This window comes from Pseudomonas sp. TREG-RG-20F-10-E-6-01 (assembly GCF_022662455.1).
Classification (GTDB): Bacteria; Pseudomonadota; Gammaproteobacteria; order Pseudomonadales; family Pseudomonadaceae; genus Aquipseudomonas.
This window is the reverse complement of sequence record NZ_JAKNQP010000007.1, coordinates 78,672-94,445: the sequence shown is the minus strand read 5'-3', so window position 1 is coordinate 94,445 and position 15,774 is coordinate 78,672. Positions and strand designations below refer to the sequence as shown.

The 15,774-nt window shown below is 52.7% G+C and carries 13 protein-coding genes and 4 pseudogenes; 12 read left to right on the top strand and 5 right to left on the bottom strand.

Annotation, left to right across the window (positions count from 1 at the left end; genetic code table 11):
- Positions 1 to 466 precede the first annotated feature (466 nt).
- Positions 467 to 1,321: a hypothetical protein gene (locus tag L8K08_RS20315; protein WP_242199607.1), complete on the bottom strand. Its 855-nt coding sequence runs from the start codon at positions 1,319 to 1,321 to the stop codon at positions 467 to 469.
- Between the two features lie 785 nt (positions 1,322 to 2,106).
- Here L8K08_RS20315 and L8K08_RS20310 point away from each other — a divergent pair.
- The 8 genes from L8K08_RS20310 to L8K08_RS20275 all read left to right on the top strand — a co-directional run bounded on the left by L8K08_RS20310 (position 2,107) and on the right by L8K08_RS20275 (position 9,680).
- Positions 2,107 to 2,691, top strand: a complete 585-nt coding sequence (locus L8K08_RS20310) for an ABC-three component system protein (RefSeq protein WP_233271458.1) — start codon at positions 2,107 to 2,109, stop codon at positions 2,689 to 2,691.
- On the top strand, positions 2,666 to 3,169 hold the full coding sequence (locus L8K08_RS20305) for an ABC-three component system middle component 5 (protein WP_242199604.1): 504 nt from the start codon (positions 2,666 to 2,668) through the stop codon (positions 3,167 to 3,169). The genes L8K08_RS20310 and L8K08_RS20305 overlap by 26 nt, the downstream gene beginning before the upstream one ends.
- Before the next feature lie 121 nt (positions 3,170 to 3,290).
- Positions 3,291 to 5,063 (top strand): AAA family ATPase, encoded by a 1,773-nt coding sequence (locus L8K08_RS20300; RefSeq protein WP_242199602.1) that lies wholly within the window; start codon positions 3,291 to 3,293, stop codon positions 5,061 to 5,063.
- A 1,169-nt stretch (positions 5,064 to 6,232) separates the two neighbouring features.
- On the top strand, positions 6,233 to 6,583 hold the full coding sequence (locus L8K08_RS20295; RefSeq protein ID WP_236513743.1) for a metalloregulator ArsR/SmtB family transcription factor: 351 nt from the start codon (positions 6,233 to 6,235) through the stop codon (positions 6,581 to 6,583).
- Between the two features lie 22 nt (positions 6,584 to 6,605).
- Positions 6,606 to 7,895 (top strand): arsenic transporter, encoded by a 1,290-nt coding sequence (locus L8K08_RS20290; RefSeq protein WP_236513744.1) that lies wholly within the window; start codon positions 6,606 to 6,608, stop codon positions 7,893 to 7,895.
- 9 nt (positions 7,896 to 7,904) lie between these two features.
- The gene (locus L8K08_RS20285) at positions 7,905 to 8,375 is read left to right on the top strand and encodes an arsenate reductase ArsC (protein ID WP_242199600.1); all 471 of its coding nucleotides are present in this window, start codon (positions 7,905 to 7,907) and stop codon (positions 8,373 to 8,375) included.
- A gap of 20 nt (positions 8,376 to 8,395) precedes the next feature.
- Positions 8,396 to 9,109, top strand: coding sequence for an arsenical resistance protein ArsH (arsH, locus tag L8K08_RS20280; RefSeq protein WP_236513752.1), 714 nt, complete (start codon positions 8,396 to 8,398; stop codon positions 9,107 to 9,109).
- A gap of 19 nt (positions 9,110 to 9,128) precedes the next feature.
- The gene (locus L8K08_RS20275; protein ID WP_242199599.1) at positions 9,129 to 9,680 is read left to right on the top strand and encodes an arsinothricin resistance N-acetyltransferase ArsN1 family B; all 552 of its coding nucleotides are present in this window, start codon (positions 9,129 to 9,131) and stop codon (positions 9,678 to 9,680) included.
- A 71-nt stretch (positions 9,681 to 9,751) separates the two neighbouring features.
- Here the strand turns inward: L8K08_RS20275 and L8K08_RS20270 are convergent.
- Positions 9,752 to 9,940, bottom strand: a pseudogene (locus L8K08_RS20270) (MbcA/ParS/Xre antitoxin family protein); the annotation flags it as partial.
- Positions 9,941 to 9,955: 15 nt separating this feature from the next.
- Between L8K08_RS20270 and L8K08_RS20265 the strand changes: the two are divergent.
- A pseudogene (locus tag L8K08_RS20265) lies at positions 9,956 to 10,114 on the top strand (arsenic resistance protein); the annotation flags it as partial.
- Between the two features lie 126 nt (positions 10,115 to 10,240).
- Positions 10,241 to 10,537, top strand: coding sequence for a hypothetical protein (locus L8K08_RS20260; protein ID WP_242199598.1), 297 nt, complete (start codon positions 10,241 to 10,243; stop codon positions 10,535 to 10,537).
- Positions 10,538 to 10,929: 392 nt separating this feature from the next.
- Here the strand turns inward: L8K08_RS20260 and L8K08_RS20255 are convergent, their stop codons facing one another.
- Positions 10,930 to 11,229 (bottom strand): helix-turn-helix transcriptional regulator, encoded by a 300-nt coding sequence (locus L8K08_RS20255; protein WP_053007376.1) that lies wholly within the window; start codon positions 11,227 to 11,229, stop codon positions 10,930 to 10,932.
- Between the two features lie 197 nt (positions 11,230 to 11,426).
- On the opposite strand from L8K08_RS20255, the gene L8K08_RS20250 reads away from it, so the two are divergent.
- Positions 11,427 to 11,990, top strand: coding sequence for a hypothetical protein (locus L8K08_RS20250; RefSeq protein ID WP_242199597.1), 564 nt, complete (start codon positions 11,427 to 11,429; stop codon positions 11,988 to 11,990).
- Positions 11,991 to 12,792: 802 nt separating this feature from the next.
- Positions 12,793 to 13,386, top strand: a pseudogene (locus L8K08_RS20245) (ATP-binding protein); the annotation flags it as partial.
- Between the two features lie 209 nt (positions 13,387 to 13,595).
- On the opposite strand, the pseudogene L8K08_RS20240 reads toward L8K08_RS20245, so the two are convergent.
- A pseudogene (locus L8K08_RS20240) lies at positions 13,596 to 13,757 on the bottom strand (TetR/AcrR family transcriptional regulator); the annotation flags it as partial.
- A gap of 19 nt (positions 13,758 to 13,776) precedes the next feature.
- The gene (locus tag L8K08_RS20235; protein WP_242199596.1) at positions 13,777 to 15,753 is read right to left on the bottom strand and encodes a methyl-accepting chemotaxis protein; all 1,977 of its coding nucleotides are present in this window, start codon (positions 15,751 to 15,753) and stop codon (positions 13,777 to 13,779) included.
- Positions 15,754 to 15,774: the final 21 nt, after the last annotated feature.

Genomic DNA, 15,774 nt, shown 5'->3' with positions numbered 1-15,774 from the left:
GTCGATAGTGACTGCTCGGCTGATTAGGAGGTGGCTGAGGAGCCTTCACAACAAGTGGCACACCAAGGGCAAAACTTCTGCGAGCACACCTGCTCTCTGCTGGCAGTAACCACCAATCTCTTAGAAATGGATGGCTGCTCTTGGTCGATTGTGTTGAAAAAGTCAGTTTTTTGAAATGGCTAAAAGATTGACCGGTGAAAGCCCCTTTCCAGCGCGCTGCTACAGGAAATCTGAGTCCGCTAACCTCAGCCGAAAGCGGCGATTTCAATCACAGACGCATGCTTTCCGCTGCGAAAACTATGGCCGACTTTTTCAACAGAATCGGCCGATAGCGGCCGGTCACGAACGGCCACGCCTGCTCTGCTCTGCTCTGCTCTGCTCTGCTCTGCTCTGCTCTGCTCTGCTCTGCTCTGCTCTGCTCTGCTCTGCTCCCAGCATTTTGAGCCTTACGAAAGCAGAGGCAAATCTAGTTTCTAGGATATGAGCCCCTCGATTTGGGGCGATCATCCTCATCATCTGGGTCGATGTTTTGATCGGGAGGAACCGAATCATCAGGACCAGGTAGCATGGGGTATGTCTGTGGATCATTTGGATCCACAGGTTGGAACCAGCTATTGAAAGCTAACGCTTCCTCCTGAAGAAAATACGCAAGGCGTCTTTGCTGAGCATGGTTCAAGTAGCTGCTGTAAACGCCTCGCCCTAGGGAACGGAGTAGCAAATTTAGCTTCTTGGGATTTGGCTCGTCGAAAATCTTCAATCCAGAGGTGCCGTAGATCAACATCATCAATCCATTGCTCAGCAGTGCCTCGGCACGAATTGCAGCGAAAATGCGCGCAAATCGTGATGTTTGGTTTCCGCCAGCGGGAATGCTATTCAACCAGTCCAAAAGTGTTGTGTGTTTTGGATAGTCTGGATACCTATGTGGAAGCAAAGACGGCACCGAGCGATTCACAGCCTGAAGTGTCAGCGCCGGGTAGTTTTCCGGCTGTGGCTTTTGATAATAGGGCAATTTGGCTACGGTGTTATAAACGTAGGCAATTGGAAACCCGACACTTTCAAATTCCAGATACTCAAGAAGTTGCGCGTCGTCGAATGAGAGCAGTTCACCATTCGCGTGTGCTTTCGTCTCGGCCAGCAATAGCGTCGAATCGTCCAAGGTAGCCAGGAAATCCGCACACACCTTACGAAGAGAGCCCCCTTGCTGGTTTGGATAATACTCCAAGGCCGCACAGCGCATACCAACGCTGTGGCAATAGACTTGGAGAGACGCAACTATGGCCGTTTGAACCTCGTTTTCTTGGGGGGTACGACCTCTTGCCATTCTCATTCATTCCTAGTTTTTTATCCACATAACTGTGAATACTGAGATAGTGGCTCAGTGCCGTCAACCTGCTGGCGAGGTGCATGTGGAGGTACTTTCCTCCGCACCTGGCCAAAATTCGCTAAGCGGTGTTCTCCCTTGACCCTGCTGTTTGGAATGAGCCCAGGGGCGGCAACCGACCCAAACCGGACATCGAGCATATGCCATCCCGCCGCAGGCCCGACATAAGAGTGATGGATTGCCCATCGTGACGTCTTCCGACATCAACTGCGCAGTCGGGAACGCATTTGGCCGGGGGACATTTGGTCGAGATTGGGTGAAGTAGGCTGGAATGTCAGATCTTCAAAGCACGGCTTGCCGGACCATGGGCAATATCTCAAGTTATGCGCTGCTTCACCTCGTCCTTTAGCCCGCTTGGGAGAGGCTTAAGAGAGGGTTGGCTCACAGCGGTCGCACCTTAAATGCGCAGTGATGCGCTATGCCTAGCTCGTATAGAATCGTAGCGGTGTAGACGCTCTGCTGGCCATCAGCTACTCTCTGACGCTAGCCCGCCGGGCATATGACAATCGGCTATCTCATTTGACGTAGGTTGGTAATGGAATATCTCTCGCACATTTTGACGTTTGTCGCAGGTTTAGGCGCTGGCTGGACACTAAAAGTGGTTATCAGCAGCCGTACTTCTCGTAAATCACGCAATACGTTCACATCTCAAAAAGGCAACACAGCCGGAAGAGACATGGCTGGCGGTGACATAGTTAACAAGAATAACAGAGCTTAGTTGGCTCTTGTCTATAAAACAGACAAATAATACTTCCGGTCGAGATATCGCCGGGGGGAGTATCTACAATACTGACGTTAATATAATAACACCCGAGTCAATACAGGAGCTGGCGATTCTATATGCCAAGCTTAAGCTCGACGGGGTTGGGGAATCGTCAGGTAATACGTTCTCCCATAAATTACAGCACTATATGTCTATACCTACTGATGGCGATGTCCGTGGACTTGAAGAAAAGCTACGTGACAGTGGTCGTCTGGATATGTTGCATTTCGCAATGGGAGAGAAAGAGCGCGCTTATAAGCTGGTTATGAAGTACCAGTCGTCAAAAAGCGCCCAGCGTGTATATACTATTCTTCTTGATGAACTGCATACCATATATATGCTTACTGTCACGCCGATTATCGAGGGCGGAGGCGACCGATTAGCTATTGATTCTAGTATTAGTAGAGCATTGCAAGCGGTTAAGTCTATGCTGGGCGAAAATTTCATGGAGTTTACAGTAAAAGATTTGCTTGGCTTGCTTTTCTTTTTGGCAGGGAATTGCCATATAAGGTGGGATAAAAATGCTGATCTATCATCCGGCGTTTGATGCTTATCACTGCGTGTTTCGGATGATGGCATTAATGATACTTGTTCCGGAACTTGAAGTCGACAAGGCTCGACTATTAGATTTCTATCTAGCATTTCCTTCAGCAATCAATGATATCAGACTCCCGTCGACATTCGCGCACGGTAGGCGTCTGGCGAAGAGCTTATCTAATACTTATCGTGATCCGCTGAATCCGAAGGCTGCCTTCAGAGACATGAGTCAAATTCAGTTGACAGCTCTGAGAAATATTGCTGCGTTAGGGCTGATCGATTTAAATTCTTTTGAGCAGGGTGTTGTTAAGAGGTTACAGTTCGTTGCGCCTCCCGAGCGACTAGGCGAAAATCTTTCTCGCTATTTAGAGTCTCAGAAAGAAATCTTAAGTTTCCTGTCGAATGATCTCGCCCAACTTCCTTTGCGTGGACTCGATGGTTTGAAGCATCGGACGGCGCTGTTAGAGTATAGATATGACACTCCTTAAGCCAACTTTGAAAGTAACTCGACTTGTTGTCCTGCAAGGCGGGCATCGAGCGTTTGACTGCACTTTTCATTTGGGAGTTAATGTAATCCGAGGACGCAATACCTCGGGAAAAACGACCATAATGGATATGATCGCTTATTCGCTTGGCGCTGAAAATATTCGCTGGAAACCTCACGCGTTAAAATGCTCAAACGTCATGGTGGAAGTAGAATTAAATGGCGAGCCCGCAACATTGTTGCGAGAAATTAGCCAAGAACCTCAGCGCGCCCTGTCTATATTCTGGGGACGAATAGAGGGGGCTCTGACCGCAGGCCCTAGTTTGTGGGATAGGTTTCCTTTCAAAAGATCTGAGCAAAAAATAAGCTTCTCTCAAGCTATTTTTGGTGCCTTGGATTTACCGCAAGCTCAAGGGCAAGGCGCGGCAAACTTAACGATGCACCAGCTACTCCGTGTTCTTTATGCGGATCAGCCATCTGTCCATAGTCCAATTTTCCGGATGGACAATTTCGATAGCGCACTCACTAGGGAAACTATCGGCGGCTATCTTTCCGGAGTGTATGATGATCAGCTGTACACTGCCCAGCTTCGTGTCAGAGAGCTTAATAAAGCCTTGGACAAGAAAATTTCCGAGCTGAGAGGGATATTTAGAGTACTTGGTCAATCTGGTCAGACACCAGATATAGAGGCATCTCGCAATGTTATTTCAGAGTTGGAGCAGGAACGAATTCAGTTAACTGAATACATAGACCAATTAAAGGTAAATAGGACTTTATCTCGCAAAGAGTCTAACGAAGCTAGCAAAAAATCTGACAACTTAAGAAGTCGACTGAGTTCGGCCAAAAAGTATGAATCGGTGCTTAAAGATTCAATTGCTGCAATTAATTTGGATATCTCTGACTCTAAGCTTTTTATAGATGAATTATCCTACAGGCTTCACAGCCTAGATGAGTCAAAAGCAACTCGTGATTATCTCGGAAACATGTCCTTCCAGTTTTGTCCTGGGTGTCTATCCGAATTAAAACATGATACGGCAGAGCATTCTTGTCAGTTATGCAAATCGCCAGTTGAAAGCGGAGCTGACGGTCAGCTGCTTCGAATGCGAAACGAATTGAGCATACAGCTCAAAGAGTCTAAAACGTTGCTGGCACTTAAAGAAGAGGAAGTATTAAATCTTAATAAAGATTTACCGCTAGCAAGTCAGGAAGTCAAAAAGCTAGAGAAGGAGTATAAGTCTGCTTCCACAAACTGGTCTTCTGATATTGAAACAATTTTGGAAAGTACTGGGCGGCGCTTAGGCGTTCTAGATCAGGAGATCCAACAAGCATATGAAAAGCAGAAGCTTTTTTCCGTAATTAAAGAATTGCAAAAGCAACGTGATGATTTAGCTAACGAACTCCGCGAATTAGAAAGCACTATTGAATCACTAGAAGCTGGCCAACAATCCCGAAAGGTCGATGTCGCCAAGGTGCTCGAAAAACATATGGTCAGACTGTTGAAGGAAGATCTTCCTTTGCAGCCAGAGTTTGTTGACGCTCAAGTAATAAAGTACGACTTCGAAGAGAATTCTGTATATGTGAACGGCTCTAGGAATTTCTCAGAAAGCTCAACGGTCGTCCTTCGGCATATTTTTCACTTGGCACTACTATCAACCAGTATGGAGCTAGAATACATGCGGGTTCCTAGGTTTTTATTGCTGGATGGCATTGATGACGGTGGCATGGAACAAAATCGCAGTCATAATTTGCAGAGGATAATCGTTAAGGAGTGTGGGACCTATAGATTTGATTACCAGGTTATTTTCGCAACTTCTGAAATTCAGGCAGATATTGAGAAGACGGATATGGTTGTTTCTCGACCATTTAGTCCCGATGCTCGTTCTCTAGATATAAGATGAACATACAGTCGTGAGGGCATTCAACTAAGGTTTTGCCAGCGCTTATTCACAGGTGTGTTTTTACGTCGCTTAATCACTAGGCGGGATTGCGTGTCATTCAGCCCCTAACTCCGCTGACGCACCACTTCCAGAGGTTCTCCGCTGCCCTGATACGACGCAGGCTAGCTCCCACGTATCACGCTCACCCTGCATTCCTCTCGCTGACCTGAATTCACTCGGTAGAAATTCGTGGATGACACCTTGGGCATCCGTCACTTTTGTGAATGTCGATGGCTAGACATCAGCCTGGGTGCACGACCCTAGCAAACGCGGTCAGGCACGGGAGTTTAAAGCACCCGATATACGTGACGTTGGGTAGGAATGGAGACAATGCAGCTTTCGCCGTTAGGAACGATGGTGAGGCTATTCCCGTTAGTGCCATGCCGTTTCTGTTCACACCCGGAGACCGTCATTCGGCTTATGCGGCAGGAGAGAATGGCTCTTCATCCGGCCCAGAGGTTGGGCTCATTATCGCCCCGGAAATCGTTGCACATAATGGAGGGAGTCTTGAGGCTGAATCTAATCTCGATACTGGTACGATTTTCAGCGACTTCTTGCCAATCCGATACGGTGGTTCCTCGCTCTCCAGTACCATGCGTCAGTGAGTCTACGTATTAGTCCTGGCCAGTAAAACAGCTTTCACAACGCTATTTGTAACGCGAAAATTTTGCGTAACAGAGGTTGTGTTACGCAAAGTTTTTGCGTTACGGAGGCAGCACTACGGCAATCGTCGGGGGAAGCCATCTGGCCGTCCCTGCGGGACCAGGGCATAGGGATGACTCGGATCGAAGGGGGCAATAATGGTGCTGAAATGGCGCTGATGCGGCACTCCTTGTATCGTGGAAGTTACCCTAGGATCTGACCACTCAATTGCATTCGACCTGACCAGTTATCCTGCCACTACGCTTAGCGTAGTAATCCAGAAATTGCGTTCAGCGAGCATCCATTCGAACATCCAACCTCCGCTCTCGTGCTGAGGTGAATGCTAACCCCTTCGTGTCGTTGTCCCTTGGTCTACCTGTGAGCGTTTATCCCCGGATCGTACATTTCCGTCACTAGCATTTGTGCAAGCGAACTGAATGTGCTTACATTTGCATATTCGGTTATCCACATATACAGAGCGATTGCTAATGGGCCTCGCACCACACACATTCTTCAAATGCCTCGGAGATGAGACCCGCGCTCGAATCATGCTCATGCTTTCGGCTGAGGGCGAGCTATGCGTGTGCGAGTTGATCTGGGCACTGGACGATAACCAGTCGAAGGTTTCGAGGCATTTGGCCCAGCTGCGTGCCTGCGGGTTACTCGCGGATCGCAGGCAGGGGCAGTGGGTTTACTACCGGCTGCATCCGGAGCTTGAACAGTGGGCGCTTGATGTTCTGAACGTCACTACGCAGGCGCACCAGCCCTGGGTTAACGACCATCAAGGACGGCTGGCTTCCATGGAAGACAGACCCGTGCGCCAAGCATCCTGCTGCTGACCTCCTGACCTGGAACATACCCATGCTCATCGCTGCGTCGATTTTCGTTGTTACGCTCGTGCTCGTTATCTGGCAACCAAAGGGCTTAGGCGTCGGCTGGAGCGCAGCAGCGGGTGCCGTTCTGGCATTGTTGACGGGCGTGGTGAGCCTGGGGGATGTGCCGGTTGTATGGCACATCGTCTGGAACGCTACCGCGACCTTCATTGCAGTGATCATCATCAGTTTGCTGCTTGATGAAGCGGGATTCTTCAAATGGGCAGCGCTTTATGTGGCCCGTTGGGGTGGTGGGAAAGGCGGACGGCTTTTTGCACTCATGATCCTGCTCGGTGCAGCTGTCTCGGCACTGTTCGCAAACGATGGTGCAGCATTGATACTCACCCCCATCGTCATCGCGATGCTAACGGCGCTGCGCTTTAGTCCGGCATCGACCCTGGCATTCGTTATGGCAGCCGGCTTCATCGCCGATACCGCTAGTCTACCCATGGTGGTGTCCAACTTGGTCAACATTGTTTCGGCTGACTTTTTCGGCGTCGGTTTCGGTGAGTACGCCTCGGTGATGTGGCCAGTGAACCTGGTGGCGGTTGCTGCGACGCTGTTCATGCTCTGGATGTTCTATCGCAAGGACGTTCCCGCCCAGTACGATGCGAATCAACTTGAGGCGCCTGAGTCGGTGATTCGTGATCGGGCGACCTTCATTGCGGGCTGGTGGGTACTTGGCCTGCTGCTAGTTGGTCTGTTCGCACTGGAGCCGTTAGGTATACCCATCAGCGCCGTTGCTGCTGCGTGTGCAGTGATCCTCCTGGTCATCGCCGGAAACGGCCACATAATCTCCACGAGAAAGGTCATAAAACACGCGCCCTGGCAAATCGTCTTGTTCTCGCTGGGTATGTATCTGGTGGTCTATGGCCTGCGCAATGCCGGGCTGACTGACTCTCTCTCCGGGTTGCTGAACACGTTTGCCGAACATGGACTGTGGGCTGCTACTTTGGGCACGGGTATCACCGCGGCGCTGCTGTCCTCGATCATGAACAACATGCCGAGTGTGCTTATCGGCGCTCTGTCCATTCAGGGTAGCGACGCTTCGGGGCTGATACATGAGGCCATGATCTACGCCAACGTCATAGGTTGCGATCTCGGCCCAAAGATCACGCCTATCGGAAGTTTGGCCACACTGTTGTGGCTGCATGTTCTGGCACAGAAAAATATCCGCATCACCTGGGGCTACTACTTCAAAGTCGGCAGCATCCTCACCCTCCCGATCTTGCTGGTAACGCTGGCGGCACTGGCGTTGCGGCTGAGCATCCCCATTTAGGAGAAAGCCATGAAAGTACTATTTATGTGCACGGCCAACAGTTGTCGTAGCGTTCTCTCGGAGGGGCTGTTCAACCATCTCGCGCCGAGCGGCTTTACCGCCGTAAGTTCAGGCAGCTTCCCAAGCGGGCAACTGAATCCACGCGCCGTCAGCACGCTGCGAGCGCTGCGTATCGACACCGCAGATCTTTACAGCAAAGGCTCAGAGGTCTTTTCGGATTCACCACCAGATGTTGTGATCACCGTCTGTGACAAGGCCGGGGGCGAACCATGCCCGGTCTATTTTGGACCTGCTGTCAAAAGCCACTGGGGTCTTGCCGACCCTTCGGATGTGGAAGGAACAGACAGCGAAATCCAGGCCGCATTTGGCGCGACCGTCGACCAGATCAGAAAGCGTTTCGAGGCATTCTTCAGTCTGGATCATTCGGCGCTTTCACCGCAGGAACTAAAACGCGAGTTAGATCGAATAGGTGAGCTGTAATGGACGAATTCACCACCGATATTAGTCCGGATCTTCCAAATCTGGATCTGTCACTGGTTGATATCCCCTCAATGAATCTGCTTCAGGGCCACGATCAACTGGCCCATAAGCCACGTATTTTGTTGTTGTATGGTTCAACCCGTGAGCGCTCTTTCAGCAGGCTACTGACCCAAGAGGCAGCACGCATCCTGACCCTAGTCGGAGCCGAAGCCGTGATCTTTGATCCCTCGGGTCTGCCTCTCCCTGATGACGCTCCGGAAGACCATCCAAAGGTCAAAGAGCTAAGGGATCTGGTTCTATGGTCGGAGGGACAGGTGTGGTGCTCGCCAGAGCGCCACGGCGCGATGTCTGCTGTGTTCAAAGCCCAAATCGACTGGATTCCACTCACGATGGGCGCTGTCCGGCCCAGCCAAGGCAAGACGCTTGCCGTCATGCAGGTCTGCGGTGGATCACAGTCCTTTAACACGGTAAACCAACTGCGGATACTCGGGCGCTGGATGCGGATGATCACCATCCCAAACCAGTCATCAGTACCCAAGACCTTCCTGGAGTTCGACGACGCAGGCCGTATGAAGCCATCTGCATACTACGACCGCGTGGTGGACGTGATGGAGGAGCTAATGAAGTTCACGCTAATGGTTCGGGGCCGGGAAACGTATCTGGTAGATCGCTACTCGGAGCGTAAGGAAAGCGCCGAGGCACTCTCGAAACGCGTCAATCAAAGGTCGATTTGAGCCACTAAGGGAATAGAGGATGAGCAACGCTACAGTAAGGATTGCGCATGTTTCGGACGCGCAAGCCATCCAGGCAATCTATGCACCGATGGTTGAGAGTACTGCGATTTCGTTCGAGCTTGAGCCGCCTTCAGTCGAAGAGATGGCCAAGCGGATTGAATCGACTTTGCCGACTTATCCGTATCTGGTAGCCGAGCGAGACGGCCAGGTCATCGGCTACGCATACGCCAGTCAGCATCGTGCTCGTGAGGCGTATCGCTGGTCGGTCGACGTCACCGTTTATATATCGCCAGAAGCGCACCGTAGTGGTGTTGGCAGGGCGCTTTACGAAGTATTGCTGCCGACACTGAAGAGGCAAGGTTTTCACGCAGCCTACGCCGGGATCGCACTGCCCAACGACGGCAGCATAGGGTTGCACGAAGCGCTGGGCTTCGCTCACATCGGTACTTATCCAGAAGTGGGATTCAAGCAAGATGCGTGGCATGACGTCGGGTATTGGCGCATTGCGCTGGATGCGACGCATCAGCCGAAACCGCCCGTGCATTTCAGTGAAATCAATCAGTACATTTAGTCCAGTGCAACCCTTCTGAATGGGCTTCGACCAGCGAGATCAAGTGCGAGTGGCCCTTCAAAAGCAAACCCCTAAGCCAGCTGGCAAAGCATCTCTTCAATCTTGCGAGTGCCGACGGTGGTGGTAGGCATCGAAAGTGGGCTTTTACCCGAGAAGCGATCTTTCGTCTTGGAAAGCCACAGCACGGCTTTCTCTGCGTCACCGAAGAATGCCTCGGCCATGGCAGTAATGTGCGCGAACTAGTAAAGCCGGTCACCTTCATGGGGCATGAGCCGCTGACACCGGCCATCGCAGTGCTGATGTACGCGATGTTCCTTCAGATTCCGTTTCTGGATCTACGTGAGGGACTTTCGAACAAGCGCTTCATGGCGGCTCTTCTAACGGCCAACTTCATCCTGATTCCGTTACTGGTTTGGGCACTGACCATGGGGCTGTCCACCTAAAATACGTGGACAGTTCTACCAGCTGTATCGCTGCGTCCTCCCAAGCCCCGCAAGCACTAGCCGAAAGAATAAATCCGCTCAAGAATGATTATTAGCCACTAGCAAGGATAGCGAACGATGACCAAGCCAACATTCCCTCAACGTGCAGAAGCGCTCAGGCAGATTGCATCAGATTTATCCCAAAACAATCTCACTGTGGCTCAAGCGCGTGTAGCGGTTCACAGGATATTAGAGGGATCGGGCATCAATTCGCCTACGGCTGCTAACATTGCGCTACCTGAATACCTAGCGGTGAGCGAGCACGACTTGTCGCTTCTGGCTCGGCTTGCGGATGCAGTCGCTCAGCACGACGGTGGAGGCTTCGAATCCGCTTTTGAACAGTTGTCGTTGCTCAGAGCAATGTCGGATATTTAACAAGATTCAATGCCGACATAGAGCTACGCGCCTTCCCTCCAAAGCCCACCCAGTCTGGGCCTTTCATCCTCGTCTCACCGGGTGTCAACCATCTTGCCCCTAGTACCGTTTGAACACCGAGAACCGTGAGTAACGACGCCAAAGAAGAGTAAGCGTCTGCCGAACCCGTGTTGGACAACTGGATTGGAATTTCGATGTACCTATTTTCGAACTTCCAATGAGGTATCTGGGTAGGCTCAGGTCACTACACATATCGCAAACGATAGGGCGCTTATCTAGTTTGAGATGACGTCATGTCCAGCCTACATAGACTGTGGAGCTAGAAATATTCAGCCATGCCGAAGAAGGCCATGCGACATAAAACGATGTGTGTCATAGCACAATGGGTGCTTTCACTTTGCGCTAGGATCGATGAATCCTGCGAAACCTACCTGTCTCTCAATTTCCCGCAGCGTTTGAATCAAGGGCTCTGATGGACGCATAAAATGCTTAGCCAAGATCACCGGGACAGCCTCATGCACTTCAAGTCGCTCACAGAGCTGAGCCAACACAGCAATCGACGGCGCGCGTTTTCCTCTCTCAATGTCTGATAAATACTGAATCGATAGCACACCAAGAAAATCTTTTTGCGTAAGCCCCCTGCTAAGGCGTAAAGCCTGCACAGCACGGCCAAATGCCTCATTGAAATCCATCAATAGCTGCCTAGAACCAAAGCTAGCATTGGACAGGCGCGTAGGGTATTTTGGAATCAACGATAGGCGAAGTTAAGATATATCTTTACGATTAGCTGCCTTATCACTTTGGCTTGGTTTTCTCTATTTGCGCCCAGATTTGGGCATTACGGAACACACAGGCCTTCGCTTACAACTCGTTCGATGGGTGTAATGACATGAATGACAAAATCGACGCAGCTATATTAAAGCTAAAAGCTGACGCCAGTGACGTGGCGTTTACGGGCTTTGTCACGAATGCTCACGTCGAACCACCTTTAATGTTGGCGGGAGAAATCTGGAGCCATGTGAATGCCGAGCCGTCTGGGAAATTCGCTGACGGCCACCGAATTGAGACCTCTGATATCGTCCAAATCCATGCTCTTGGCGACAGTCTGTGGGTTACCACTAGAAGCGGAAGCATTTACGGAATTTTATCCTTCACACCACTTGGCTGGACTTACTTGAGCGATTTTTACCAAGCTCACTACAAGCTCAATCCAAGAAACCAGAACACCACGAGCTTTTATATGCCTAGCCCTACAGCAGGGAGTGCCCGTTTGGCAAAAAGGCGTCCTGAAAGGACGAAGACTGAGTCTGTAAGGCTCACAGGAAAGGCGCTAAAGCGTGAGCTTCTTGGGCCCAAACCTGACCCAGAGTACATGAGCCAGATGAACGCTTTCGTTCATGAAACGGTAGAGGTGCTGAAGCGAAATGGTGTGAAAATCACAAGCCATAAATAGTGACCTCCATTTGTAATCACGGTTTTCGTAGATCTCACAACTGCTAATGGAACACCGATATGACTACGCAAGTGGACCTCATAGGGGATCTCCAGAAACGCTACCCTGACGCGTTTAACGGTCAGCACACCAGCATGTTCACGTTTGATTGTGGTGAGGGATGGCTCGACGTTGTCGGCACTCTTTGCTTTCTTCTCGCTGAAGCTAATCGGCGCGAAGGAAAGGCACCTACTTTCCTGCTAAGTGTGACGGAAAAATTTGGGACATTACGAGTCATGGTATCGAGCCGTGAACCTGAAGCGCGCCAGTTGATCGCGTTTGCAGAACATCACTCGACACGTGTCTGCGAAATCTGCGGTGCAAGGGCTAGGCTTTTGTACAGCGACGGATGGCAAAGGACGCGGTGTGATGCTCACTCTCTCACAGTCAGGACAACTGAGGACGATTAGTAAAGTGCAAAAAATGCACATTCCAAAATTTCCATTACTCGCTTTATGCCGATGGTCATCTGTCTTGACCGCATCAGCACTGGGAAATGTAAGCGGTTGCAAGGGGTAGCCTAGGGGGATGGCATGGATTTATATCCATGGGATGAGGTTTTCAGCATGGTGCTCGTAGGTCAATAGCTTGCCCAGATGACTTGTGGCTCAATTCGATTTCTGAGCATGGACGCAGGAATTTCAGAGGTTTGTCCTTCGAAAATTTAAAAATGTTGTGTCTGCTATTAGCTCCACACGCCTGCTAACACTGAAAAAGCGTTCCTCTATCACTGACAACATTTGCTGAAAAATCGCTAAACAGCAAAATGCCAGAGTTCGATCGCAAGGTCCTGGAGGTGCTGCGCGAACCGCTTGAATCGGGACACATCGTCATTTCCCGTGCCCGCGACCGAGTGAGTTTCCCGGCACGTTTTCAACTGGTGGCCGCCATGAACCCCTGCCCTTGCGGGTATATGGGCGAGCCCAGTGGACGCTGTCGGTGTACGCCGGAGCAGATTCAGCGCTATCGCAACAAACTTTCCGGCCCCCTGCTGGACCGGATCGACTTGCACCTTACCGTCGCCCGGGAAACCACCGCACTTAACCCGACCCAGCTGCCTGGCGATAACACGGCGAAGGCCTCGGCACAGGTGGCCGACGCCCGCGAGCGCCAACTCAAGCGCCAGGGTTGCGCCAATGCCTTTCTGGATTTGCCAGGGTTACGCAAACACTGCCAATTGGCGAAAGCCGATGAAGGCTGGCTGGAAAGCGCCTGCGAGCGGCTGACGCTGTCGCTGCGCGCGGCACATCGCTTGCTCAAGGTGGCGCGCACGCTGGCAGACCTTGAGCGGGTTGAGAATATCGCTCGGCATCACTTGGCCGAGGCATTGCAATATCGGCCTGCGGCGGTGAGCTAGCCTGAAAACGCAAAATCCATGGCAAGCGGGTTTGGTGTGGCGAGCGGGCTTGCCCCGCGTTGGGCTGCGCAGCAGCCCTAAAAACCGGCGACGCGGTCCAACAGTTGAAACATGGCGGCCGCACGGGGAGCGCTTCGCACTCCAACGCGGGGCAAGCCCGCTCGCCACAAAACTGGACCGCTCGCCACAGAAGTGCGCGGAATGGCGGCCTATGCGGGAAAGTCCAGCAACAGCCTCGCCACTTCCATCACTTCATCCAGCGCCGCCTCTGCCGACTCGGTAGAAGGATTCAGCATCAAGTCATCGGCATACCCCATCGCCATGGCGAAGATCTGCCGGGCTGCGCGTTGGGGCGAATCACAGCGCAAAACGTCGGGCGAGCGCTAAGCCTCAACGAAACCGATCGACCTCATGCCGCAAACCAGCCGCCAGGGTTTCCAGCTCTTTGGCGGTAACGGCCAGGTTCGACACCACTTCACGCTGCTCGCTGTTGGCCAGCGCAATGCTCTGCAAATTGCTGCTGAGCAACGTCGCGGTGCTGCTCTGTTCCTGGGTTGCCGTGGTAATTGCCGCAAATTGCTGACCGGCCGAGCGACTTTGCTCGTCGATACGCGCCAGCGCCGAAGCCACGTCGGCGTTGCGCGACAGGCCTTCCTGCATCAACGCATTGCCGTGTTCCATGGTGCTGATGGCATTCCCGGTTTCCTGCTGAATGCTGTGGATCATCCCGGAGATTTCATCAGTAGCCTGGCGGGTGCGCGAGGCCAGGTTGCGCACCTCGTCAGCAACCACAGCGAAACCACGGCCTTGTTCACCGGCGCGGGCGGCCTCGATGGCCGCGTTGAGCGCCAACAGGTTGGTCTGTTCGGCGATCGAGGTGATCACGCCGACAATTCCGCCGATTTCCTGGGAGCGTTGGCCGAGGGTATTGACCACCGTGGCCGTGCTGTTCAGCGCGGTGGCGATATGCTCCAGGGACGACGACGCCTCTTGCATCGAGGTACGGCCGATGCGCGTCTGCTGGGCGTTTTCCTGGGCCAACCGCTCGGTGTTGCCCATGTTGTCGGCGATGTTCAGCGAGGTGGCGCTGAACTCTTCCACCGCGCCGGCCATGCTGGTGATTTCGCCGGACTGCTGCTCCATGCCCTCATAGGCACCACCCGACAAACCGGACAAGGCCTGGGCTCGGCTGTTGACCTCTTCGGCGGCCTTGCGGATATGCGAGACCATGGTCGACAGGGCTTCACCCATCTGGTTGAAGCTGCGTGCCAGTTGGCCTATTTCGTCATTACTGGACACATTGAGGCGCACATTCAAGTCACCCGCGCCGAGGGCTTCGGCTTGACGCACCAGGTCACTCAGGGGCTGCAACTTGCTGCGCAACAGCCAGACCGCCGCGCCCACCGCGAACAACATTGCCAACACGCTGCCAATCACCAGGCGAATACCAACGGCCCAGGTCACCTCGCGAATTTCGGATTTCGGCATGCTCGCCACCACCGACCATGGGCCGCCTTCAAACGGCACCGAGACGCTGTAGAAATCTTCGTTTTTGTCGCTCCAGAAGCGCCCCTCGCCCGGCTTTTTGGCCAGGTCGAGCATCACCGGTACCGCCTGGTCCAGCGCCTGCACGCCGGCCGGTGGCACCAGCCAGTGTTTCTGTTCATCCAGCAGCGCAAGGGAACCCGTTTTGCCGATACGGAAGCGCTTGAGGTTTTCAAACTGGGCTTTCTGGGCGTCGGTGTAGTCGAAACCGACAAACAGCACCGCAATCACTTTGCCGCCGGCATCGCGCACCGGTGTGTATTGGGTCATGTAGGAGCGGTCGAACAGCACGGCACGGCCGACGTAACTTTGCCCGGCAAGCAGGCGTTGGTAGGCCGGATGCTGGTGGTCCAGCGCCGTACCGATGGCGCGGCTGCCGTCTTGTTTGGTCAGGGACGTGCTGATGCGGACAAAGTCTTCGCCGCTGCGCACAAATACGGTGGCCACGCCGCCGGAGGTGTCCTTGAATTCATCGACCTCATCGAAATCGTTGTTCAACAGGTTGTTGCCCAGGAACAGGCTCGGGGTTTGTACACCCGCCACTGCAACCTGCTGCTCGCCGCGCACACTCAACCCCGCGCCGAAGCGCTTTTCAAACAGCCCGCTCAAACGCTGGGTACTTTCGCGCAAGGTGCTGTGGAAGGTATTGAGTTGGTCGGCGAGCAAACGCGCTTCGCTGGCCAGGTGTTCCTCGCGGGTGTCGAGGTTGGCGGAGTCGAGCGACCGCAGGGCGAAAACCGTACTGCCGCTGATGACGACAGCCAGTATCACGGCTAATGCGAGGCCTAACTGGGAGGCAATCCGAGCGCGAGGTTGAGACATGACAGCTCCTGGCCGAGGCCA